Genomic DNA, 19453 nt, shown 5'->3' with positions numbered 1-19453 from the left:
GATTAAAGTGCGTCGAACGCGAAGAACTTTAGGGGGCATTCAATGAAGCGATTAACCAGTCTTATCGCCTTAACTATCGCCGTCATCCCAAACGCCGTGCTTGCAAATCAAAAGCCAAGCCATGAGGAACAGTGGTCACTCGCTCAGCAAGTGAAACGATGTTTTCGATTGCCACTCAATGAGTCCGGTGAAGCCGTCATTCAGTTTCGATTACTTGAAGGTGGGAAAGTAGGCGATGTTGAGCTGGTAAAAACTGGATCCCTGACTAATTATGTAATCGGTCTGGCAGGCATGCGCGCAGTCAAAACATGCCAGCCTTATAAAACCTCGATTACTGGGAAAATTCGCGTTCCATTTATTTTTAAAGCTACAAAACCAGCTACTTCGGCACCTCGATAAGCTGGAATGACGCTGTCGGTCGCGGACCCTTCGACATCTGGAAACTGTCTTTCACAAGTCGTGTATTCATCTCAGGCTGCTTGAAACGGGCTGTTGCTCCGGTTGCGATGTAGGACGCGATCGGCTGATCGACTTTCACGACCATCTGAGTGCTGACTGCTGTGGCTCCGCCGCCGTACGCAATCTGCAAGAACTGCCGATAGTCACCGCTCTTAAGCGAGAACATATCGCCGTCCATCAATTGCAGCCCCGTCATAACGCCAGTCAATTGAACCGTGTATCCACCTGTCACTGTCCCGCGCGATGCGGTGGCAGTGATGTGCGCATTATCTGGATCGCCCCAATAGGCACGGGGAATACAGATATGCTTTGGACGATAGACAATCGTTTCCATTCCGCCCTGCGCAGCTGCGATGAAGGCTTGAAGCTGAACGGCCTCACTTGCCTTCATTGGCAGTGTTTCCATGTCCACGGTGCGATACCGGTCAGCATATTCAACTGTCGAGAGAACTCGACCACCGAACTTTGTCTGACTGGTTGGAATGATCAGCTGCGGATATGACGGCACAAATCGGACCGTTGAGAGAAGATCGATCATCCCCCGTCACCTTCATGCTTCCGCTTCAGGCGAACAAATTCGCGGTCGCAATCAGCGGGGTTGACGAAAATCATGATACGGGCGTCTTTAATGTCGTCCGCATAGGTCAGTATGAGCGTCTTTGACTTAATGTTGGTCATCGCACCAACCCTCTCCGGTTCGCCTGTTTACTATCCCGCGCAAATCGCATCGGGCCTGATTTGTCGTACTGCCTAAGCCCCTGATTAACGCCGTCACTCACGACCGATCGGATATAATCGTCACCGCTGGCGCTCGCGATATTGATGTTAATCTGTGGGGCTGATTGCATTGCGCTCTGTCGTTGAGGTGAGCTCAGTATCGGCATTGAGGGAGCTTTCAGCGACACGGCACCGCCGTCAGCCATCGCCAGTGAACGACCGCTGTTGATGGCTTCAATCAGTGCGCGGTTCTGCTTTGTAGCCTTGGCATTGATGACGTATTCGCCATCCGAGAGCATTGCAGGAATGCTATCTGTCCGAGGTCCGCCGGGGCCGCGGATCAAACCGCCCGTTGCCGCTTTGACAGGGCCGCCGTCTTTACGAAATAGACCGCCGAAGATTGAGCCCGTTTTACCGAAAATGCCGTCAAACAAGCCATCGAATGCGAAGCTTAGCAGCTTATCGAGCACCTTCTGGAGTGCATCGGCAAGTGCGTCGGCCATATTCTTTCCAGCAGCAAGGTCAGAAACGAGGCCACCCAATGCATCTTTCTCTGCATCGCGCCATTCTTCCGCCTTTTGACGAAGTTCGCCCTGTGCTTCGTTGAGCTTATTCGCTTCGGCAGTTGCGAGCGCCCACTGCTGAGCAGTCTGAGCAATCTGCGAACGAAGCTCTGGAGTTATGGCAATGCCAGCCTTTTGAGCCGCGTTTAACAGTTCCTGCTCGGTGCGTGCCTTTTCAGCTGCGAAGCCGTAATCATCAATTAGCGGGTTGATTTGGCGAAGCGCTTCTGTTTCGGCGACGAGTGCTGCGGTGCGGTCGTTAGCATCCTGAACTGTTGTGTCGAATTTATCAGCCGGTGTCTTTTTTTCTTTCTTCGGCTTTTTGCCTTCCGCTGTTCGGCTTTCCTGCGCGGCAACATTAGCGCGTGCAATGGCGTCAATTTGCTTCTCTGTAAGAGCTATGCCGTCCTTAGTCGCAGCGTCACGAACCTTCTTGCGCTCCATTTCGAGCGCGTGTTCTTTCTTGCTGAGGGCAGCAAGGCGCATCTGATCGCGTTCATACTCATTCGCAGCTTCACGCTGCATAATGTATGGGTCTTTTGCCGAACGGGTCGAGCGGTCTTCGATCACCGCACGCGCGCCAGAGACTGCGGCCAGATCAGCAGCGGCGCCGCGAGCTGCTGTAGACACCATAGCCAAACGATCAAGGATCGGACCAATCGCATCAGCAACTTCTTGGAAGTTGTAATCAGCATTCGCCATAGCGAACAGAGATTGCTTAGCGTCTTCTGCCGATACAGTGCCTTCATTAACCCCATCACGCAGACGAGCAAGCTCATCATATTGCTGCGGAGTTATGAGGCTCATAGATGACACTTGAGCAAAAGAGGCCAACATGTTTACTGCGGCTTCCGTCGCAGCTTCCATCTCCTTTGTACCAGCCTCAACTTCTTTGCTTAGTGAGTTCTGGGTGTAGGCGTCATTTTGTCGGCCGGCCTGTTCAACAGCGTTGCCTGATGACTTCGCAGCCTCCTCAACATTCTTGAGGCGCTCGGCAAAGAGAGTTGCACCTTGGCTCGATTCACCGACGGTTGAATTGTAAAGAATGAGCGATGAAACAACCGCGCCACCAATGACCATGCCTACAGGGCCAGCAGCTGCTCCAAGGCCACCGAAGGCTGTAGCCAAACCGCCCATCGTGCTTGCAGCAGCCAGAGCTTGCCTGAATTGGCCAAGAGCCACGCCAGCCGTTCCGAGCGTACGGATCATGCCGAGGAGCGATCGACCAACCAAAGCGCCCGCAATCACCGCGGCAACCTGCAAAGCGCCATCTGCGACCTTGTCGAAGTTGTCGGCAATCATGACCAGTGCTTCGGAAATCTTCGCAGACACACCAGCAGCGCTGTCTGCATTGCCGACGTACTGAAGCAGCGCATTATTCAGAAGTGTAAAGCCATCGCCGATCGTGGCAGGCATGTCGGCTGCTTCTTGGCGAAGCGTTTCCATCTGGCTCGATAGGCCACGAACAATGTCGTTGCCAGTGATCTTGCCCTGCGAGCCAAGCTTGCGCAGACCGCCTACGGTAGTATCGAGACCAGCTGCCAGTGCTTCAGCAACGCGGCCGCCTGATTCAATCACTGTATTAAGGTTATCGCCCTGCAACTTGCCCGTAGCCATAGCTTTGGCGAGCGCATCAATAACTCGTGCAGCTCGATCGCCCTTGGCACCGGACACAACGAGAGCGTTATTTAAAGCCTCGGTGTAGTTCAGAGATTCATCAGTATTGTAACCGAGCTCACGAAGAGCGGTCGCATTAGAAAGGTAGCTTTCAGCAGTCTGTGAAAGTTCGGAGTAGGTACGGCGAGCCATCTCACCGAGACGCCCCATCACCTCCGTGCCTTTATCGATCGACCCTGCGGCAAGGTTGACGCGGGACGTCATATCCGTCCACGTATCAGTCATCTTGCGAAGCTGATCGACACCCAACGCAGCGCCTATTCCGGCGAGTGGTGCCGTAAGACCGCTGAACGAGCGAGTGAAGATGCTATCCAGATTCTTATTCATCTGGCGGGCGCGTCGTTCAATCGCATTAAATTGGCGATTAGAAACATCGTTGGCGCGGGCCAGGCTTTTTTCAAATGACTTGAAGTCAGCAGAAAGCTGAACAACCAGACTTTCGAGGTCGGTTCTTGCCATACTCAACGATGTCCTGATAAGAAAAAAGCTCGCAGTCACGCGAGCTTGGGGATGTGGATGAAAGCATTGGTCGGCGCGGCCTGCATCGCGGTTATCGCGTTCGTCGGGTACTATTTTTGGAATGAGTATTCACGCCGGGATGCGCAAAAACTTGCCGACATTCGCGAGCGAAAGCTTATGTGCGATACAATGTTGACCGACTTAAAAGGCGTAAATCCATCTAAGGATTGGCGTGTGATACATGTCGTGAGGTGCTTAGAACATAAGCACTTGAAAGACAGTGATTTTGACAGCGATGACTTGAAAAAGCTGCTTAATGAGGCGAAGCCATTGGTGGGAAAAGTTTAGCCTAAAATTGTATTGAACGAGGAACAAGTCAGACCCGTCGAAACGGGGCTTTAAATGAAGTTTGGATTTAGCGCCTAAAGTGCCTATCTACCTCAAGACGCTTGAATTACTTGGGAGTAGAATGAAAAACTTAATCAGATTTTCAGCAGCACTGTTTTTGATGGCCCCGACATTTGCAATAGCCTCTGATGCGGACACAGTTATTGGCATGGCTACAAAGTGTTGGAAGATACCCGAAGATACTGACTATAGCCGCGCTTCTGCAACCTTTGAGGTTTCTTATAACAGTGAAGGTGAGCTCACTCAGATTTTAACGGTCGAGTTTCAACCCGTACGTAAGGCTGGAGAAATATTCGCGATTTCTGCTCAAGACGCTATCGTAACTTGCGCGAGTAAGACGTCAGTTCGTTCAAGAACGGTCCGGGTCGTAATGAGGTATACCGAACAAAAGTCAGATGGACCTCTCATTATGAAACGCCCGCTTCGTTAATCACCCAGCCTTAATCCAATCCCAAAGATCGTCTTTCTCGGATTCCGAAAGCTTACCAGGTTCGTCTGGCGTGTTCGCTTTGATGTAACCGTCAAGCGCTGCCATGTACTGCCACATCGACATTCGTCGAACGTCTTGCGGCGTATAACCTAGAACTGCACCGTTTCCGTAGATTGCGGCAAATCTGATTTTTCCGTTGGGAAGGCTGTCGAGTTGCTCCCCTCCTGACTTGCCGCCTCCTGCTCCCCCACCGGCTCGTCAGGCGCTCCCTGAAGGGCGGTTTGCAAAATCGCTATCGCAAATAATAGGTTCTCAGCCAAATCAGACACACGTTCTTTGACGTATCTCTGAACCAGCTTTGTGGCTTCAGGTGGCTTCAATCCGCCACCGATGAGACCTTGTCTGATAACATCGGCAATCTCACCAGACCGGCATTGCTTGTTGTGAAGCCGCTCTAGGATAACCCAGGGGCCCGCGTCGCAGGCCTCCTGAAGTGCTTCGAGTTCGCTCCACCCAAGGCGGAATGTGTAATCATCATCCGCCCAGGTTAGCTCGATCGACGCGTCGCGCATTATGGCGTAGCCGGGGTAGACGTACGAACCATGACGCCATCGGACTGCAGGCTGACGTTGTTCGTCGCGCGCTGTCCGTTGGTTGCGCCTACTTCCATGCTTTCAACATGCATGAAACCAGTCCAGGTGATCGTCTTCAGCGGGAATTCCCACTCGATCTTTACCGGCACTGAATCTATGCTGTCCACTGCTTCTAGCCATGCATCTACGCTTTCGGCTGCCAGCACGCCTTCGCCACTCACGCTCATCGACAGGCTGGTTGCGTCACGCCCGACCCAATCGACAAGATCTGGGTTTTCGCAGTTTGGGATGTTGACCTCTTCGAGGCCCTTTGTGATGGTGATTGAACGCTGTGTGAAACCGCAAGGGTTTGTGTAAACGATCGGAGTCGCGTCATTGCCGAGCAATACGCGGATCTTCCCCGATTTAATCGTGGTTGCTTGACCCATATTGGTCCTCGTGATTTGGTGGTGGTGAAATCCGGCTGTGCGGGCTACGGCGTCTCAATGACGGCCGTGTATTGGATCGAAGCCTGATTGATGCCGGGAGCGCGGATATAGTCGGTGCGCCAAGGATCGAAGGTGACGAGAGCGTTTACCGTGAGCTGCGGTTCCCATCGCTTCAGCGCCTTCGTGACAGCGTCGGCGATTTGCCGAACCTGTTTTTGACTTGGCAAAGACGACCAACAATTAATTTGAAATGTAACGTTTACCGCATCAACGCAATCGGCACTGTCATCAGAAGATGAAGCACTGCCGAATGAAACATATGGATAGGTAGCGGCCGGTATATTGCCATTGGGATCGGCTGGAGGATTGTCATAGACCTTGTCGACGCCGATTAGCGTTGTCAGCGCAGCATTCTGCGATAACCGCGAATAGATCGCAGTTTGAAGTTCCCATACAGGGTCCATCCATCAGCCTCCTGCGGCTACTGTTTTCGCTGCTTTGGTGATGGCTCGACGAATACGACGCTTCGTCTCTTTGTCTTTGGCACGCCACGTCACGTAGAAGAATGGCTGCTTTCCCTGACCGGGATTCTTCGTGCCGGGGAACATGCCTTTGTTGGCAAAGCCTACCGTACCGAATTCAATCCAGCGCGCGTAATAAGCTTCTTTATTGCCTGCATAGATCGTGATCGTCCAATCAGCTGCAAGGCTGGCTTCGACGGTTGCGATAACCATGCTGCCCTTTGGCGCTTTGCCCCAAGTCCAGCCGATACTTTCCCTTAGTGCGCCGTCGTCTTCAGCAACACGACGTTTCATCATATCGACGATATCGTCAGCGCCCTGCTCCATCGCACCACGAACCATGTCGCGAGCGACTTTCGGCAAGCGTTTGAACTTCTGTTCGAGTTTAGCAAGCCCCAGAATTCGAGCACCGATAGCCATTAGCCTCCGCCCTGCACGACAGCGCGCATTTCGATGTACTGATTAACTTCGTCGGGATTGGCGCATGACTGGATCTCGTAAAGAACGCCAGTTCGCTTGTTCCTCGCGCGCCATGACGGCGTGACGCCTCGTGTTCGCGTTTCACTGCGAACAACAAGCGTATAAGGCTGGATACCTTGAGTACGAGCGGCAATGTCCGTTTCTGAACCGAGACGCGGTTGTAAACGAGCTGCAGTTTCGAACTTGTCGACCCAATCCTGGCTAGTTCCGCCACCCTCGTCCCTCACCGCTTCGCGCTGTTGAAAGACAACGATGTTGTTAAGCGCACCTGCGCCTTTACGTGTCGCCATCCTTCTCACCTTTTCTCGGAGTTTTCAGGCGAACAGCCTTGTGGGCGTGAACGGCAGAATTTGCGCACGGTGTAGTCACAAGGCCGGACCAGCCAGCCTTATAAGCAATCGTGACTTGCGTGAGTGGCTTCCAGTCAAAGTCTTCGGAGAAGCGGACGTGGGGCATATTTCCCTCCTTCGCTCGACACTCACGAGCGAGTCTGATCATATGGCGACAAAGACTGGAGAGGCGCGGTTAGAGCAAAATTTAAACGCCAATCAGCCGCGCACGTGTATCGATGATTGCAGAACAAAACGAAATTTTAGATGAGTTTCAAATTTCCCTGCTTGTAAGAAAGCATGGATGGTCAAATCTTGTTCTAAGCTTACCGAACAACACGCATACTTCAGTTGTGACCGACGTATTTTCCGACATCGTCAACAATATTCTTACGTGCTGCGAAGCAGTCATCGACAATCATCAACATACTCAGCCGTTTTATGATGAGCCGGGTGGATCAGTCTGGAGACTGAATCCAGATCCAATCATGAGGCATCTTGTACGCGTCAGGATTTTTGATCTGCCGAACAAAGCCGGTCAATTCGCGGAATCCGATCTAAATAAGCCGGTCGTCGATTTACTCACTAAAAGAAAGCATTTGCTTCTCAACTTCATGATGGAGCTATTGAGAACCAAGCTGCTGTATGCGGAGGCGTCATTTTACAAAGACCGGCGGGCCTTTCCACATGATCGGTTTGAGACTGTTTGGAACAAATGGGCAAAAGCAAATATCGGCTGCCCATTTTCACTGCCGAGCTAAATATTTATTCCCGCCAAACCCTATACGCCGACAGTAGCGCTCGAACATGTCTTGGCAGAACAGGGTCTCCGCTCGCACCCATGTCAGGCTCGCGATTTTCGTAAAGGTCTGCACCGACAAGAAGAATGGCCGCCGAAATAGCAGCATTAATGACGATGCCGTCAGGAAGTGATGGCGTTTGTCCCGCCGCTACGACCTCTCGATCGAGGTATTCAGTCACCACAGTTTCTGCGGCCAGCAGATAAAGCGTCAGCTCGTCGTTTTCGTCGTCGTGAAAAACGCGTAGGTGACGTTTGAATACAGCAAGATCAATCAGAGCCATCGCCACCACCTTCAGGTGGCACTTCCGGCTCCGGTTCGGGCTGAGGATTTGGAATAACGACCCCAGCGCCGATGTAGCTCGCTACCCGCCTCTTACGCGTCTTTGTCGATACTGCCATCTAATTTCGCCTTCTGCTTGGGCTTGGTGCCGTTATCTGGCGCGCCGCCGTCCGCTTTCTTGATCACGTCAGTCTTGCTGCCCAGAGAAACAAGTCCCTGCGCTTCCAACTGTCGAGCTTCGCCCGCTTCAACTTTGAAAGATGGGCTCTTGCGGGTTTTCAGCTCTTTGCCGAGAGCAAAGGTCTTCAGGGCTTTGACTTCTAGAAAATCAGTCATGTTTTCTCCAATCTGGAAAAGGGGAGCCGAAGCCCCCCACCCCAATTAAGCGCCTTCAACGTCGCCGGTTACGAACGACTCTGGACGATAGACGGCGAACGCCAGTCGCTCTTCCGCGCGGATCGTGAACATATTCTTTTCGAAGTCGTCGACGTTCTCGCTCGACAGCAGCACTTCGATATCGAGACGGTCGAAGATCTGTGCAGCGAAGCTGAACGCACCAGTGAGGAATTCACCTGCAGCCATAGCCTGCGTAGAGACTACTGGCAGATTCCAGAGAGTTGGCGTTAGCGAACCCTGCGGATTACCGATGATGTAATTTCCACCAAGATCCTTGGTTAGCTCGATCTTCGCCCAATCTATCGGATTGAGAACAAATGCCGTTGCCGGATACTCGGCGAGTACGACCTGAAGGATGGCCAGACGCAGTCGGTCAATGCCAGTTTCATTCTCCGCGGCGAACGCCGGATTGAATGTGGTCGCCTGCGGAACCAGACCGTGAATGTTCTGACCGGTGCCAGAGCCATTGAGCAGCTGATTTTCTTCTGCAAAGCGCAGACCGTAGCGAGCGCGGCCATCGATATAGGAACGAAGTGCCGGTGCGTCGTCCAGGATCTGACGCGAAGCCTTGAACAGATGAGCAATCGTACGAACCGGCGCAGAAGTCATGTCGAACGTTAGGTCCGAATATGGCTTTGCAGTCGTTTCAGCAACAGGAGCGGCATTGTTCGTGTAACCGGTTTCCTTCACATACTCGATTGAGCTCGAAGAAGTCTGGCCCGGCAGCACAAGATCGCGGATTGTCAGAGTACGCTCTGGCAGACCAAAAATGCCTGGCACGCGTGCACCCGGCACGAGAGACGTACCCTGACTACGACCAGCGCCGACCGTAGTGTTAGCCGAAGTGATTGCAGCGCGATCTGCCGTCACCTTGATCGAACCGCGAGACGAACCTGTCAGCATACCTGCTTTATAATCGGCAGAGTCGATAACCAGATCGCCAAGCGACTTCTGTTCGTTCGCGCCTTCTTCCTTTTCGCGGGCGGCACGCTTTTCAAGGTCGCCAAGGCGTGTGGTCATGTCGCCGAGTTCAGACAGAGCCTTGTCGGTCTTTTCCTTGAGCTCGGCAGAAACCTCGCCGTTTGCAGCAAGTTTCGACGTAAAGTCTACGGCAAGGTTGCCAACCTGCTCCTTGATGGAGGCAAGCGAAGTACCAAGCTCGCCGATCTTATCGGCAAGTACATTATCAGCCATGTGTGGCTCCTTAGATTTTGATGAGTGGTGTGTTTGCTTCGGCCAAAAGCCGGTTTAGGGCTGCCAAAGCAGCAGCATCCGTCTCGACGTCAGGAGCCCCCTGACCTTCCTTGAGGTAGAGCCGAGCGGCCCGCTCTGCCTCAGAATTCGATAGGTTTAGAAGACCCTTCAAACCATTCTCGAATTCGCGTTTGGTAATCTGTTCACCTGTCGCCATCTTCGATGCAAGAAGCGTGGCTGCATCTGCCTTTGCGGCATTAGATGCTTTCACCCGTCGCACATATGTTGGTTCGGTTTCGGCGCCAAAGCGTGCCAGTGTCTCGTCAAGCGTTGCGACCCGATCGGCCATACCCAGCTCGATGAGCTTTTCAGAGTAGAAAACCCGGCCCTGACCGAAGTCGGCTTCGACGCGCGCTTTGGTGATGCCGCGACCTTCGGCAACGCTTGTTAGGAAGCGTTCATATGAGCGATTCACGCTTTCCTGAATATAAGCCAGCGTTTCCTTGCCAAGCGGCTCAGTTTCGTTGCCTTCGACCTTATGCTTGCCAGCGGAAATATACGTCCGCTTGACGCCCGCCTTATCCAATGCAGCGGAAATGTCGTCATGCGCTGTGTAGACACCGATTGAACCTGCTCGACCAGAAGGCGTAACGACGATTTCATCCGCGGATGAAGCCAACCAATAAGCGGCACTTGCGGCGAGACTGTTCACCTGCGCGATGATCGGCTTGTCACCTCCGCGTAGCTTGCGGATCTCCGTTGCCAGTTCGTCGGTACCGGGAACGGAACCGCCCGGGCTATCAACGTCAAGCACCACGGCTTTCACATCATCATTAGCCAGCGCCTTGTGGACCTGTCGCTTGATGCCGGCGTATGAAGTGCCGCCGCTCATCGCAGAAAACATGTCCATACGGTCAGAGAGCACCCCGTAAACTGGGATGATTGCAACCTTACCGTCGGTTTCCGCGATCTCTTTCGCTCTAGCATCGGAAACAGCAGCAGCAAATTCAGACGTCACGAACTTATCACCGGCAGCACGAGCTGCGATAACATCCGCAAGAACTGCCAGTTTTTCGCGCTGAATCGCCCACGGCTCAGCCTCAAAGGCTGACAAAATGTGTTCGAATTTCATAAAGTATCCTTAAGCAGCGCGCGTTTCGGGCGCGTCATCAATCGATGGTCCGCCGTTGTGGCCGATGCCGTGCAATGGTTGCATTGTTCCGTTGACGATGAGCTGATCGCCGCCCGGTTTTGAGGCCTTGTTTTCGTAACTGCGGGCCTCATCTGGCGTATAAATACCGGTGTTGACCATCTTCTGCAGGAAGTCAGCGCGCGCTTGGCTATCGCCTCTCAACAGGCCTTCCATGTTGAACTTCACGACAGTCGTTTTGCGCGTCTTTGCGTCCAGCAAATCGCGATAGACTGCCGATTCAATGCTTCTCAGCAACGGAGTTAAGCAGGTCTTGGTGAACTGGAGGATCAGCTGCTCGATACCGCTGCCCCATGTCGTTGTGCCGTTTGAGGCATGTCCGATCATGACAGGCGGAACACCGAAGATGCGGCATATCTGTTCAACGCTGAACTGCCGCGTTTCGAGCATCTGTGCGTCTTGCGGATTGATCGTCAGCTGCTGGTATTTAAGCCCAGCTTCTAGAACAGCAATCTTGCCGGCCTTCTCAGACCCGGCAAACTGGCCAAGAACTTCACCGAGCTGCTGACGCTGTTCCTTTTTCAGGATCTGATCAGATGAAAGGACGCCGGCAACCTGCATGCCATTGGCAAACATCTTGCCAGCAGTCTTTTCACCAGCAAGCGCATTGCCGACAGTATTCCGGACAACGCCAATTGGCGAAAGACCACGATCACAGCCGGGAATAACCATGCCACGAACGTGGAACATCTTGTCTTCGCTGATACGACGGATTGTGCCTGACTTGCCTTTGGTAGTTTCAGTCACTTCGTAATAGCGATTGTTCCGATCGTCACGGCAGACCTTAACGGCGAGCGGATGAAATGGGTTCAAAGCCGTAAGCCGACTGCCGTTCATTTTCTTTTCGGCAAAGAAGTTGCCATCCAGACAAAGGCACATCGCCACCATGGCCCAAAAATCAGACGCCGTGTCGTCAAGATTGGGCATATCGTGAAGCAGTTCATAAAGAACGTTTTCACGATCAATTGTGACGCCATCGTCTTTGAACACGTTGCATGGCAGCGTTTTCACAGAATTGGATACGAGATTTACGCACGCCCATACGGCATCGAGCTCAAGGGCCTTTTCATAAGTGACTGTTTCACCAGACGTTGTTCCAAGGCCGAAAAAACCGCGCCAGAACTCGCCGTCGGTGAGCTTGATGGGTTTTCCGACCCATCTATCAGTGAAGCCCATATTCGCTCCGTCGTGAGTTAGGCGATGACGACCATGTTATTGATGAAGTCATCTAGGTTTTCTTCCGGCTCAATCGGAGTGTCCATCGCAGCACCAATAGCCATTGCCAAGGCGACGGCCGCATCGATGCGCACCGAAGCTTTCGTTTTGACAAACCATCGGTTTTCCTGCGGATCGTGATCGAACGTGGCGCCCATGAGCGCGGTCATCAACACCGGGTTTCGCCTCATGCGAATTCGGCCATCGATAATCATGTCTTCTAGCGCCAGCACTGAGCCCGGCATCCACAAACCTTGCGGCGCTGGAAGGCCAGCGGCTTTTGCAGCTTCAACTTTCGATGGCTCTGGCTTAGCCCTGACCTTGCCGCCCTGCGGATGTGCAACGTGATCGACTTCAATGCCGAGCGCGTCTACCTCTTCGCGAAACTTGTCGTAAGCGTAGCGGTCATAAGCTATGGCTTTGATCTCAAACTGCTGATCAAGCTTCTGAAGTCGCGCTGCAACGAAGTCATATCGGACACGTTTGCCGGGCGTAGCGTTAAGCCAGCCTTGCTGCACCCATAACTCATATGGCGCTTTGTCGGCCTGAGCTCTAGCTTGCAGCGTCTCCTGTGGCGTCCAAGCCTCGACCCACGCGTCAAAGGTGGGCAGACTGACTGTAGCTCCGTCGTCGCGATCCATTTCCATGAAGCCCGTAGGAACCACGCAGGCAAGAACAGTCATATCCTTACTGCCCGAAAGGTCGACACCCATGAAGACCGGATTGTCAGTGTGTTCCCCTTCCGGATCGAAGTCGTCCATGACGCTTTCGACAGTCTCACGCGGCATCCATGCCTTATCGGCATCTGTCCAGCAGCAGAAGTGCAGGCGAAGAATGCCGTTCAGCTTGCCCGGCATCTGTTTGGCCTGAGCAACAACTCCCGCAAGATATTCGTGCGTCAGAATCACGCCGAGAAGTGGATTAGCTTTCTTCCAGCAAGTCGGATCGTTCAGAGGGTCATCCCCCTTATCGAGTGCACAAACCCATGCAAACGTCGTGTCATCGATGACTTCACCGACGTAATTAAACACCTCGTCTGGCGTCTGCGTCCCGGCTGCAACCCGAACTGCGTGCTCGTGTTCTTCCCAGCAGATGCTGTTCTTGTCACTTCCAGAGTTCGTAATCATCAGCAGCAGCGGCTGGCGACGAAACTTGAAGCCACGCTCGAGCATTTCCATCGTCGATCGGTCTGGATGCTCATGCACCTCGTCGCAAAGCGCGAAGTGTGGACGCGGACCAGAACCCGACTTTCCCGAATCCTTTGAGATCGGACGGAAGAAAGACTGTGATTTGTGGTGCGCGATATTGAATTCGCGCCCGATACCACCGCTGAATTTCACACGCTGCATCAAAGCAGGTGCAGCTCGCGCCATTTTCACAGCATCCTGGAATAGGATTCCTGCCTGTTCTTTCTTGGCAGCGGCGGCATAAATCTGCGCGCCTGCTTCCTTGTCGGCGATCAATCCGAACAGGCCAACTCCGCCGGCGAATGGAGATTTGCCGTTGCCCTTGCCTTCTTCGATGTAAGCACGACGAAAACGGCGGGAACCGTCCTCACGCTTCCAACCGAACAGAGAACCGAGCTTGAAGGCTTGCGATGCGTGAAGTGTAAAGGGCTTGCCTTCAAACTGGCCTTCTGAGAGTTTCAATCGCTCTTCAAAGAAGCGAAACACTCGATCCGCTTCTTCGTCGTCAAACCAGAGCCCGCGCTCATGTCCTGTCGCCAGATCGTCGAAATGACGCTGGCAAGCGTTCCGAACGTGCGGTCCTGCAATCTCAGTGCCGTCAAGGACAGCTTTTGCGTAAGCGCTCACACGCTCCAGCGCAGGCATATCAGTCAAGCAAATCGTCCTTCTCATCGCCGTCTTCGCCAGTCGCAACTTTCGATGCATCCGCAGGCGTTGCACCCATCTGGCCAAGCATCTGACGCAGCAAGTTCATCGCCTGCACGCCGACTTCCTGCCCAGCCATGATGCGGCCTTGAATATTGGCTGCCATTCCGACCAGCGTGCGGTGCGACTGGTTCAGCCATGGCAGCTCTTTTTCAAACAGCTTCCATGCAGCCTTGGCTTTTAGCTCCGCAGTATCCTTCAACCATGCGGGAGGATTGCCGAGCGGGCCGTCAGCCTTGACATCGATGCGGTTTTTGAAGCGACCTGCGTGAACTTTATCTCGCCCCTCGACTTTAGCTTTGCCGAGGGGATTTCTCGGCTTTGCCATGGCATGAAATCCTATAAGGGGTCATATTCTGAATTGGAGATGCGTGCGCGATGGACCCTCGCCGTTCCGGCGCTTTCGACCTTCGTCGACTTTTTGATGCCCCCCCCCCGCGAGTGACATTTTTGCAACATTTCGAAAAAGTGACATAAATGTCTCACTTTCGATGAGGGGCAGCATGAAAAATCCAGTTTTTTTGGACCTACAGACGGGGTTTGTCCTCATAAAAAAAATACTCGTACGGGGGTCAAACCGGCCACCCGTCGGCCCCAAAGGTCACGATGTCCTGACCTCGCTCCAAGCGCTGCTTGGTTCGGTCGTGGCACGCCTTGCATAGTGATTGGAGGTTGCCCGCATTCCAGAAAAGGAACTCGTCACCCCTATGGGCAATGCGATGATCACACACCGTCGCTGGTTCCACATCACCAACCTGTAAGCAGAACACGCACAACGGTTGCTCGGTCAGCTGTCGCTCGCGCATTCGTTGCCAACGGGTTGTTTTATAGAGGCGGAGCCATGTGCGTTGTGTCATGGTCTGGCCTCACGATAGTAGCCAGCTTGGGTGCACGTAAGACAGAAGTGTTGCTGGTCTTGTTTGGTTGATCTGCAACCGCAATGGCGATTTCGCGGGCCGGGCCCTGGCACAGATCAATTGGTTGCGGTAGGTCGGATTCGAACCGACGATCTCTTGGTTATGAGCCAAGCGAGATGACCACTTCTCCACTCCGCATTGAATTGATCAGGGAACCGACAACGGAAATAGGCGTTCCTTTCACAGGAGGAACGATCATGTCGGTTAGATTTCAAATTGCAGCTCTGCTCAGTATCGTTGTGAATGCCGTTGTATTCGGCGTCGGCGCCATCACCGTTCTATCGGTTCCCGCACTCGCTGATAACGCAGCGATGTTGCTTCCGATTGCTGTGGCCATCAGCTTGATTGCCAGCCCGCCTATTGCATGGTGGCTCGCACCACGTTTGCGTAATCGCTATTGGCAGCAGCGCAAGCTCGCTAATTGATCGGCGGGGAGCCCTTTAAATAAGCTCAACCCGCCGTATCCCGTCTGCCGGAGGAGAAACGGCGCCGGGGATTTGAAGACAAGCGGCATTGATCACGCAAAGCATGATAAGTGATGATGACTTGTCTTTTGATAGTTACCCCGCGCTCAGCGGCTGCACTTAATGCAGCATAGCGCAGGGTCCGTTGTCGGAACTGTTAGGGGTCGTAACGTTTCCATCTCGACCCCTTCACATCTAAGAACCATAACTATCTAGAATTTAAACATCAGGCAGATATTTTTTTTATTTGCGCCTGAAGGTTGTCATTAGCAGCCCTTAGCGCCCTTTTCCCACCGCCGTTATATTTCGAGTAAAGTGGAGACAGGCCAATAGCGATGCCTATGTCTGTGTATGTCTTGGCCTTCCCATGCGCCACCTTATTCAGGGTATTACGATCCCTCTCAGATAGCGCCTCGATGGCTTGAGCCCATATCTCGCGATCTACCAGGGCAGTAGAAACATCCTGCCACCCCATTGATCCCGATTCACCGGTTGTCGTTTTCTTCATCCCAAGAAAGCTGTCTCCAATGCGGCTACCTGCATTGGGTAGGCCGGGCGGGCATCTTGTTACTGGCGGCAGCACTGGCGTGTTTGCGTATGCTTTTGCGAGGTCTTCTTTCGCCTGGTCATGCGTTTGGTATGTCCGCTTTGTCTTTCTCTCTGATGGAATACGCTCTCGGCGCTTTAATTCGAACGAAGCTAGAAAGTAGTTATTACTTGCTGCAACTTCGGATGGATTTTCATCTCCGCCTAGCGTTCTGCTTTCCTGTTCGCGGCATCCAAGCATTGCACCCGCTGGCATTCGGTGTTTGGTGGCGATTACCTCGCCACCGGGTCCATATTTGTTTCCAGACTCAACTTGCGTGCCATCGCTGAATTTGAGCCGACCTATACGAACTATCTGACCTCGATCATTGCGCTCGATGTCCTCACTACCGACATTCCGCATGATTTCCTCAACGGTCGGAAGTATCTGGATGCGTCGCTCAGTATGCATCTGCGATATCACTTCAGGTTCGTTGCTATTCTCAGGCACCACATTCCAGTTTGTTGAAACGGGTATGATTTCGCTTTCAGGCCGATTTTTGTAAGCCATCAAAGCAGTCATGGCTCCGGCAAGGGACTTGTGCCTGCTCATGCTGCCTTCCTGACTGCTACCGCCGTATTATCATTGGCTGCGGAAGGATAAAGGCGCTCTTGTTCATGCCACCACGACAAGCCCTGCTCCGCCCTCCAAGAGAAATATTCTTTCAGTTTGCCAGACCACAATGCAGAACCGTAACGGGAAGCGTCTTCTGATGTCAGTTTTTTGGCTTCATTCGCGTCGTTCTCGACATGCGATATTTCTGCAAGTGCCCGCCTCAAGAAAGAACTTGGGGCCATTGTATGTCGTTCTACCGTGACTGGTGATCCTAGCTGTCTCTTTCTTAAAGCCATCCCGCACAACTTCGACCAATAGAAGCCTTCAGGGATGATTTTGGTTGTTACTGCTTTGCTCATAAAATTCTCCTCGTGTTTGGTTTGTCACTTACGCGGCTTGGTTTGTCGCGCTTTCAAGCAGCCAGCCTTTAACCAGCCTCACTGCCTGCTCTGCTGCATCGTCCTCGCTGACTGCCCTGACGACCACAACGGGGAAGCCAAGAGCATCAAGTAACGGATGGCGGGATATCTGGCTTGGTTCGAGCTTGGCCTTGCCGACCTTGTTTTCAATCTGTCGCAGCACCCCACCGTAGAGATAGACCCGGACGTCTGCTTCTCCCGGCGTCAGTCCTGCCGCCAATGCCTCTACCCTTGCCTTGGGGCCTCGCTTGGCTGCGTTCTGATCTCCAGCCAGTGTGAATGTCCCCGGTCGCACGTCTCGCGCTGTGTGCACGTATTCTGGCAGTTTACGCAGGCTGCGAACTTGTGCAGCTTGCAGTTCCCACTCCAGAGGCAGGGCCGCTTTTGTTTTCACCTTGCCATTGCGTGTCGTGATGATTGTGCGGACGCCGTTGATGCGGACAGTCTGGGTTGTGGTTTTTGTTGTTGATCTTGATTTAGATGCAGGTTTGGAATTGAGCTTGCTTGGTTCGGGCTTGCTGGATGACGCGCCTTTCAGCGCACGTCTTCGTGTCATGGTCTCTCCTCGTGTTCATGGTGCATCAGCTTGGTGGGCTGACAATTTACATCATGGCGGGAGTGACAGGTCGGTCAAGCGTCAACCGGCATAATTTCAACCGACCTCAAATCAGGTTGTATTTTTCAATCAGGAAATTTTCTAAAAAATGCGTAGTTCTCAAACGCATAGAACTACGCGCTGCGCGCTTTGTGCGTAAGTTTCTATATAAGAACTCTTACGCACTAAAAGCAGCGTGCTTTTGCGCAAGTCTTTTTAGGTTTTTTGAGACTTACGCAGTATGACTTACGCGTTACCTATGGTTGTATTTTTATTGTGACATTGGGTTGCGTAAATTTCCTTTTGCGCAACAAAAAAACCGCTCAGATTGCTCCGAGCGGTTCAGTTTTATGTGAGGTAGAATCTTAGAACTTGTAAGCTACGCCGAGACGAATTTCGTTGGTCTTAAACTTCTCGCGGACAGAACCCGCACCCAAGTCAAAGTCATAGTCTTTGTGACCATAATCGGTGTAGCGATATTCAAGGCGAACAATTACATTGTCGGTTGCGGCGTAATCAACACCCGCTCCAGCTGTCCAACCGGTATGGGTTTTGCTCTGCGATGCGCTGACCTCGTTTATACCGTCAGAGACCGAAAGCGTATTTTTCACGCTACCGAATGCAACACCACCAGCGATGTAGGGCATGAAACGATCCATGGCCAAACCTGCGCGAGCACGCACGGCACCCGACCAACGAAGTTTGCTTTCGATGCTATCTGTCAGACCGTCTGGAGCCAGAACAGAATAGCTATCCTTCAGATTGTTGTAAGTCACATCACCGTCAACGCCCAAGACAAAGTTGTTGCCCATGTCGAAATTGTAACCAGCGTAAAGTCCGCCGAGGAAGCCGTCCGGCTTGAGGTTCGCAATGAAATCATCGCTGAAACGCGACTTACCCCAGCCATAACCGACCTGGCCACCGAGATATCCACCTGTCCAAGAGAAGACTGGAGTTTCAACGACAACGGCAACTGGCTCTTCATAAACAACAGCATCAGCGGCTTTCGCGCCAGAAATCCCAACGAAAACAACAGTTGAAGCGAGCAAGACTGTCTTTATATTCATATCCCATCTCCCAGATTTTCTGAACATTAAAGCTAATTCTATTATTTAAGGTAGTGCTAACATACCGAATGTCTGTAGTAAAATTGCAACATCAACCCCAAAATGGCCGTACAGTTTTTACCGCCTTCATTCTTTTCATGAATATCAGACATGCAGTCGCTCCATGCTATCTTTTGGATTGTTGAATCCAAAGTATTTTGGAGGGATCAACGTTCAGATCGCGTGCGACCGCAAGTGCTCTATTTTTAAGACTCGTCGAAAGTTTAGGCTGACGGGAAAGAACCCAGAAATACTTGTTAGGGTTTGGCCCAACAACGATCGCCCATTGATAATCGTCGTCAAGTGCAACAACATTGTAGCCGCCGTAGAACGGCCCGAAGAAGGATACCTTGAGGGCACCGACGCTTGGTCCTTCGACAAACTTAGCTTTTCCCACGGCATCGCGATATTTTCCCTTTGCAGGGTCAAAGCCACCGTTGACGACTTTGATCGAACCATCCTTGTTTAATGAATAGTTCGCTGTCGTCTGTGTCATGCCGCGTTCGAAGCTGTTCTCAATTCTGCCCAGCTCATACCATTTACCGAGATAGCGATCGGCATCAAAATTGCGAACCGGAACCACGCCCGCTTGCCTTGCCGTGGTCTTGTTATAGCTTGCGCAACCAACCAGTGCAGCGAGCGATAGAAGAGCAAGAACCTTATATTTCATCACGGCACCTATATGTTGACTTGCAAAGGAAGTAGTGTCGCATCACAGGCTTTCAATGCGCCGCCATAATTTAAACTGCGCAACAAAA

Annotated in this window: 27 protein-coding genes and 1 tRNA gene; 4 read left to right on the top strand and 24 right to left on the bottom strand. The window is 52.5% G+C overall.

The features are described 5' to 3' along the window. Positions 1 to 42: 42 nt before the first annotated feature. Positions 43 to 399: a hypothetical protein gene (locus ACOZHT_RS11240; RefSeq protein ID WP_421565754.1), complete on the top strand. Its 357-nt coding sequence runs from the start codon at positions 43 to 45 to the stop codon at positions 397 to 399. On the opposite strand, the gene ACOZHT_RS11235 is transcribed toward ACOZHT_RS11240, so the two are convergent. Genes ACOZHT_RS11235 through ACOZHT_RS11225 form a run of 3 tightly spaced genes read right to left on the bottom strand, consistent with a single transcriptional unit; the run spans position 380 to position 3875 of the window. Next, entirely contained in the window at positions 380 to 997 is a 618-nt protein-coding gene (locus ACOZHT_RS11235; RefSeq protein WP_421565753.1) for a hypothetical protein, read from the bottom strand. The genes ACOZHT_RS11240 and ACOZHT_RS11235 overlap by 20 nt on opposite strands. Continuing rightward, positions 994 to 1137 carry a hypothetical protein gene (locus tag ACOZHT_RS11230; protein ID WP_421565752.1) on the bottom strand — a complete coding sequence of 48 codons (144 nt, stop codon included), beginning with the start codon at positions 1135 to 1137 and terminating at the stop codon, positions 994 to 996. Before ACOZHT_RS11230 ends, ACOZHT_RS11235 begins: the two co-directional genes overlap by 4 nt. Further along, positions 1134 to 3875 (bottom strand): tape measure protein, encoded by a 2742-nt coding sequence (locus tag ACOZHT_RS11225; RefSeq protein WP_421565751.1) that lies wholly within the window; start codon positions 3873 to 3875, stop codon positions 1134 to 1136. Before ACOZHT_RS11225 ends, ACOZHT_RS11230 begins: the two co-directional genes overlap by 4 nt. Positions 3876 to 3932: 57 nt before the next feature. Between ACOZHT_RS11225 and ACOZHT_RS11220 the strand changes: the two genes are divergently transcribed. Continuing rightward, the gene (locus ACOZHT_RS11220) at positions 3933 to 4223 is read left to right on the top strand and encodes a hypothetical protein (RefSeq protein WP_421565750.1); all 291 of its coding nucleotides are present in this window, start codon (positions 3933 to 3935) and stop codon (positions 4221 to 4223) included. A 490-nt stretch (positions 4224 to 4713) separates the two neighbouring features. Here ACOZHT_RS11220 and ACOZHT_RS11215 read toward each other — a convergent pair whose 3' ends face one another. The 7 genes from ACOZHT_RS11215 to ACOZHT_RS11185 are packed head-to-tail and all read right to left on the bottom strand — an operon-like array spanning position 4714 to position 7191. Beyond that, positions 4714 to 4836 carry a hypothetical protein gene (locus ACOZHT_RS11215; protein ID WP_396996299.1) on the bottom strand — a complete coding sequence of 41 codons (123 nt, stop codon included), beginning with the start codon at positions 4834 to 4836 and terminating at the stop codon, positions 4714 to 4716. Positions 4837 to 4862: 26 nt separating this feature from the next. Beyond that, positions 4863 to 5285, bottom strand: a complete 423-nt coding sequence (locus ACOZHT_RS11210; RefSeq protein WP_421565749.1) for a gene transfer agent family protein — start codon at positions 5283 to 5285, stop codon at positions 4863 to 4865. Further along, positions 5285 to 5734, bottom strand: coding sequence for a phage tail tube protein (locus ACOZHT_RS11205; RefSeq protein ID WP_421565748.1), 450 nt, complete (start codon positions 5732 to 5734; stop codon positions 5285 to 5287). The genes ACOZHT_RS11210 and ACOZHT_RS11205 overlap by 1 nt, the downstream gene beginning before the upstream one ends. Positions 5735 to 5778: 44 nt before the next feature. Then, positions 5779 to 6198 (bottom strand): DUF3168 domain-containing protein, encoded by a 420-nt coding sequence (locus ACOZHT_RS11200; protein WP_421565747.1) that lies wholly within the window; start codon positions 6196 to 6198, stop codon positions 5779 to 5781. A gap of 3 nt (positions 6199 to 6201) precedes the next feature. Further along, positions 6202 to 6675 (bottom strand): HK97-gp10 family putative phage morphogenesis protein, encoded by a 474-nt coding sequence (locus ACOZHT_RS11195; RefSeq protein WP_105708371.1) that lies wholly within the window; start codon positions 6673 to 6675, stop codon positions 6202 to 6204. Beyond that, positions 6675 to 7025, bottom strand: coding sequence for a phage head closure protein (locus ACOZHT_RS11190; protein WP_421565746.1), 351 nt, complete (start codon positions 7023 to 7025; stop codon positions 6675 to 6677). Before ACOZHT_RS11190 ends, ACOZHT_RS11195 begins: the two co-directional genes overlap by 1 nt. Then, positions 7012 to 7191, bottom strand: coding sequence for a hypothetical protein (locus ACOZHT_RS11185; RefSeq protein ID WP_421565745.1), 180 nt, complete (start codon positions 7189 to 7191; stop codon positions 7012 to 7014). Before ACOZHT_RS11185 ends, ACOZHT_RS11190 begins: the two co-directional genes overlap by 14 nt. Positions 7192 to 7303: 112 nt before the next feature. On the opposite strand from ACOZHT_RS11185, the gene ACOZHT_RS11180 reads away from it, so the two are divergent. After that, entirely contained in the window at positions 7304 to 7825 is a 522-nt protein-coding gene (locus ACOZHT_RS11180; protein WP_421565744.1) for a hypothetical protein, read from the top strand. A gap of 4 nt (positions 7826 to 7829) precedes the next feature. Here the strand turns inward: ACOZHT_RS11180 and ACOZHT_RS11175 are convergent, their stop codons facing one another. The 9 genes from ACOZHT_RS11175 to ACOZHT_RS11135 form a co-directional block, all read right to left on the bottom strand. Then, the gene (locus ACOZHT_RS11175) at positions 7830 to 8147 is read right to left on the bottom strand and encodes a head-tail connector protein (RefSeq protein WP_421565743.1); all 318 of its coding nucleotides are present in this window, start codon (positions 8145 to 8147) and stop codon (positions 7830 to 7832) included. Beyond that, positions 8134 to 8265 (bottom strand): hypothetical protein, encoded by a 132-nt coding sequence (locus ACOZHT_RS11170; protein WP_268900948.1) that lies wholly within the window; start codon positions 8263 to 8265, stop codon positions 8134 to 8136. The genes ACOZHT_RS11175 and ACOZHT_RS11170 overlap by 14 nt, the downstream gene beginning before the upstream one ends. Then, on the bottom strand, positions 8240 to 8482 hold the full coding sequence (locus ACOZHT_RS11165) for a hypothetical protein (RefSeq protein ID WP_339508651.1): 243 nt from the start codon (positions 8480 to 8482) through the stop codon (positions 8240 to 8242). Before ACOZHT_RS11165 ends, ACOZHT_RS11170 begins: the two co-directional genes overlap by 26 nt. 45 nt (positions 8483 to 8527) lie before the next feature. After that, entirely contained in the window at positions 8528 to 9736 is a 1209-nt protein-coding gene (locus tag ACOZHT_RS11160) for a phage major capsid protein (RefSeq protein ID WP_421565742.1), read from the bottom strand. Positions 9737 to 9746: 10 nt separating this feature from the next. Next, positions 9747 to 10868, bottom strand: a complete 1122-nt coding sequence (locus tag ACOZHT_RS11155; RefSeq protein WP_421565741.1) for a S49 family peptidase — start codon at positions 10866 to 10868, stop codon at positions 9747 to 9749. A gap of 9 nt (positions 10869 to 10877) precedes the next feature. Continuing rightward, positions 10878 to 12122: a phage portal protein gene (locus tag ACOZHT_RS11150; RefSeq protein ID WP_421565740.1), complete on the bottom strand. Its 1245-nt coding sequence runs from the start codon at positions 12120 to 12122 to the stop codon at positions 10878 to 10880. A gap of 17 nt (positions 12123 to 12139) precedes the next feature. Further along, a complete protein-coding gene (locus ACOZHT_RS11145) occupies positions 12140 to 13993 on the bottom strand; it encodes a terminase large subunit (protein WP_421565862.1) in 1854 nt (617 codons plus the stop codon). A gap of 1 nt (position 13994) precedes the next feature. Further along, on the bottom strand, positions 13995 to 14381 hold the full coding sequence (locus ACOZHT_RS11140; protein ID WP_339508645.1) for a hypothetical protein: 387 nt from the start codon (positions 14379 to 14381) through the stop codon (positions 13995 to 13997). A gap of 650 nt (positions 14382 to 15031) precedes the next feature. Next, a tRNA-Met gene (locus tag ACOZHT_RS11135) sits at positions 15032 to 15108 on the bottom strand. 59 nt (positions 15109 to 15167) lie between these two features. On the opposite strand from ACOZHT_RS11135, the gene ACOZHT_RS11130 reads away from it, so the two are divergent. Continuing rightward, positions 15168 to 15395 (top strand): hypothetical protein, encoded by a 228-nt coding sequence (locus ACOZHT_RS11130; RefSeq protein ID WP_421565739.1) that lies wholly within the window; start codon positions 15168 to 15170, stop codon positions 15393 to 15395. A 265-nt stretch (positions 15396 to 15660) separates the two neighbouring features. Here ACOZHT_RS11130 and ACOZHT_RS11125 read toward each other — a convergent pair whose 3' ends face one another. The 5 genes from ACOZHT_RS11125 to ACOZHT_RS11105 form a co-directional block, all read right to left on the bottom strand. After that, positions 15661 to 16572, bottom strand: coding sequence for a hypothetical protein (locus ACOZHT_RS11125; protein ID WP_421565738.1), 912 nt, complete (start codon positions 16570 to 16572; stop codon positions 15661 to 15663). Then, positions 16569 to 16934, bottom strand: coding sequence for a hypothetical protein (locus ACOZHT_RS11120; RefSeq protein ID WP_421565737.1), 366 nt, complete (start codon positions 16932 to 16934; stop codon positions 16569 to 16571). Before ACOZHT_RS11120 ends, ACOZHT_RS11125 begins: the two co-directional genes overlap by 4 nt. A 28-nt stretch (positions 16935 to 16962) precedes the next feature. Beyond that, the gene (locus ACOZHT_RS11115) at positions 16963 to 17550 is read right to left on the bottom strand and encodes a VRR-NUC domain-containing protein (protein ID WP_421565736.1); all 588 of its coding nucleotides are present in this window, start codon (positions 17548 to 17550) and stop codon (positions 16963 to 16965) included. 404 nt (positions 17551 to 17954) lie between these two features. Further along, positions 17955 to 18656, bottom strand: coding sequence for an outer membrane protein (locus ACOZHT_RS11110; RefSeq protein ID WP_421565735.1), 702 nt, complete (start codon positions 18654 to 18656; stop codon positions 17955 to 17957). Positions 18657 to 18822: 166 nt separating this feature from the next. Next, entirely contained in the window at positions 18823 to 19365 is a 543-nt protein-coding gene (locus ACOZHT_RS11105) for a lipocalin family protein (protein ID WP_421565734.1), read from the bottom strand. Positions 19366 to 19453 lie beyond the last annotated feature (88 nt).

Source organism: Ochrobactrum sp. EDr1-4, assembly GCF_049199085.1.
Taxonomy (GTDB): Bacteria; Pseudomonadota; Alphaproteobacteria; order Rhizobiales; family Rhizobiaceae; genus Brucella.
Note: the sequence above shows the minus strand (reverse complement) of the source record. Positions and strands in the feature narration are given on the sequence as shown.

What these genes read in the sequence shown, in the direction of transcription:
- ACOZHT_RS11240 (WP_421565754.1), top strand. Translation starts at nt 43, where the DNA reads ATGAAGCGATTAACCAGTCTTATCGCCTTAACTATCGCCGTCATCCCA.
- ACOZHT_RS11235 (WP_421565753.1), bottom strand. Translation starts at nt 997, where the DNA reads ATGATCGATCTTCTCTCAACGGTCCGATTTGTGCCGTCATATCCGCAG.
- ACOZHT_RS11230 (WP_421565752.1), bottom strand. Translation starts at nt 1,137, where the DNA reads ATGACCAACATTAAGTCAAAGACGCTCATACTGACCTATGCGGACGAC.
- ACOZHT_RS11225 (WP_421565751.1), bottom strand. Translation starts at nt 3,875, where the DNA reads ATGGCAAGAACCGACCTCGAAAGTCTGGTTGTTCAGCTTTCTGCTGAC.
- ACOZHT_RS11220 (WP_421565750.1), top strand. Translation starts at nt 3,933, where the DNA reads ATGAAAGCATTGGTCGGCGCGGCCTGCATCGCGGTTATCGCGTTCGTC.
- ACOZHT_RS11215 (WP_396996299.1), bottom strand. Translation starts at nt 4,836, where the DNA reads ATGTCGATGTGGCAGTACATGGCAGCGCTTGACGGTTACATCAAAGCG.
- ACOZHT_RS11210 (WP_421565749.1), bottom strand. Translation starts at nt 5,285, where the DNA reads ATGCGCGACGCGTCGATCGAGCTAACCTGGGCGGATGATGATTACACA.
- ACOZHT_RS11205 (WP_421565748.1), bottom strand. Translation starts at nt 5,734, where the DNA reads ATGGGTCAAGCAACCACGATTAAATCGGGGAAGATCCGCGTATTGCTC.
- ACOZHT_RS11200 (WP_421565747.1), bottom strand. Translation starts at nt 6,198, where the DNA reads ATGGACCCTGTATGGGAACTTCAAACTGCGATCTATTCGCGGTTATCG.
- ACOZHT_RS11195 (WP_105708371.1), bottom strand. Translation starts at nt 6,675, where the DNA reads ATGGCTATCGGTGCTCGAATTCTGGGGCTTGCTAAACTCGAACAGAAG.
- ACOZHT_RS11190 (WP_421565746.1), bottom strand. Translation starts at nt 7,025, where the DNA reads ATGGCGACACGTAAAGGCGCAGGTGCGCTTAACAACATCGTTGTCTTT.
- ACOZHT_RS11185 (WP_421565745.1), bottom strand. Translation starts at nt 7,191, where the DNA reads ATGCCCCACGTCCGCTTCTCCGAAGACTTTGACTGGAAGCCACTCACG.
- ACOZHT_RS11180 (WP_421565744.1), top strand. Translation starts at nt 7,304, where the DNA reads ATGATTGCAGAACAAAACGAAATTTTAGATGAGTTTCAAATTTCCCTG.
- ACOZHT_RS11175 (WP_421565743.1), bottom strand. Translation starts at nt 8,147, where the DNA reads ATGGCTCTGATTGATCTTGCTGTATTCAAACGTCACCTACGCGTTTTT.
- ACOZHT_RS11170 (WP_268900948.1), bottom strand. Translation starts at nt 8,265, where the DNA reads ATGGCAGTATCGACAAAGACGCGTAAGAGGCGGGTAGCGAGCTACATC.
- ACOZHT_RS11165 (WP_339508651.1), bottom strand. Translation starts at nt 8,482, where the DNA reads ATGACTGATTTTCTAGAAGTCAAAGCCCTGAAGACCTTTGCTCTCGGC.
- ACOZHT_RS11160 (WP_421565742.1), bottom strand. Translation starts at nt 9,736, where the DNA reads ATGGCTGATAATGTACTTGCCGATAAGATCGGCGAGCTTGGTACTTCG.
- ACOZHT_RS11155 (WP_421565741.1), bottom strand. Translation starts at nt 10,868, where the DNA reads ATGAAATTCGAACACATTTTGTCAGCCTTTGAGGCTGAGCCGTGGGCG.
- ACOZHT_RS11150 (WP_421565740.1), bottom strand. Translation starts at nt 12,122, where the DNA reads ATGGGCTTCACTGATAGATGGGTCGGAAAACCCATCAAGCTCACCGAC.
- ACOZHT_RS11145 (WP_421565862.1), bottom strand. Translation starts at nt 13,993, where the DNA reads ATGCCTGCGCTGGAGCGTGTGAGCGCTTACGCAAAAGCTGTCCTTGAC.
- ACOZHT_RS11140 (WP_339508645.1), bottom strand. Translation starts at nt 14,381, where the DNA reads ATGGCAAAGCCGAGAAATCCCCTCGGCAAAGCTAAAGTCGAGGGGCGA.
- ACOZHT_RS11130 (WP_421565739.1), top strand. Translation starts at nt 15,168, where the DNA reads ATGTCGGTTAGATTTCAAATTGCAGCTCTGCTCAGTATCGTTGTGAAT.
- ACOZHT_RS11125 (WP_421565738.1), bottom strand. Translation starts at nt 16,572, where the DNA reads ATGAGCAGGCACAAGTCCCTTGCCGGAGCCATGACTGCTTTGATGGCT.
- ACOZHT_RS11120 (WP_421565737.1), bottom strand. Translation starts at nt 16,934, where the DNA reads ATGAGCAAAGCAGTAACAACCAAAATCATCCCTGAAGGCTTCTATTGG.
- ACOZHT_RS11115 (WP_421565736.1), bottom strand. Translation starts at nt 17,550, where the DNA reads ATGACACGAAGACGTGCGCTGAAAGGCGCGTCATCCAGCAAGCCCGAA.
- ACOZHT_RS11110 (WP_421565735.1), bottom strand. Translation starts at nt 18,656, where the DNA reads ATGAATATAAAGACAGTCTTGCTCGCTTCAACTGTTGTTTTCGTTGGG.
- ACOZHT_RS11105 (WP_421565734.1), bottom strand. Translation starts at nt 19,365, where the DNA reads ATGAAATATAAGGTTCTTGCTCTTCTATCGCTCGCTGCACTGGTTGGT.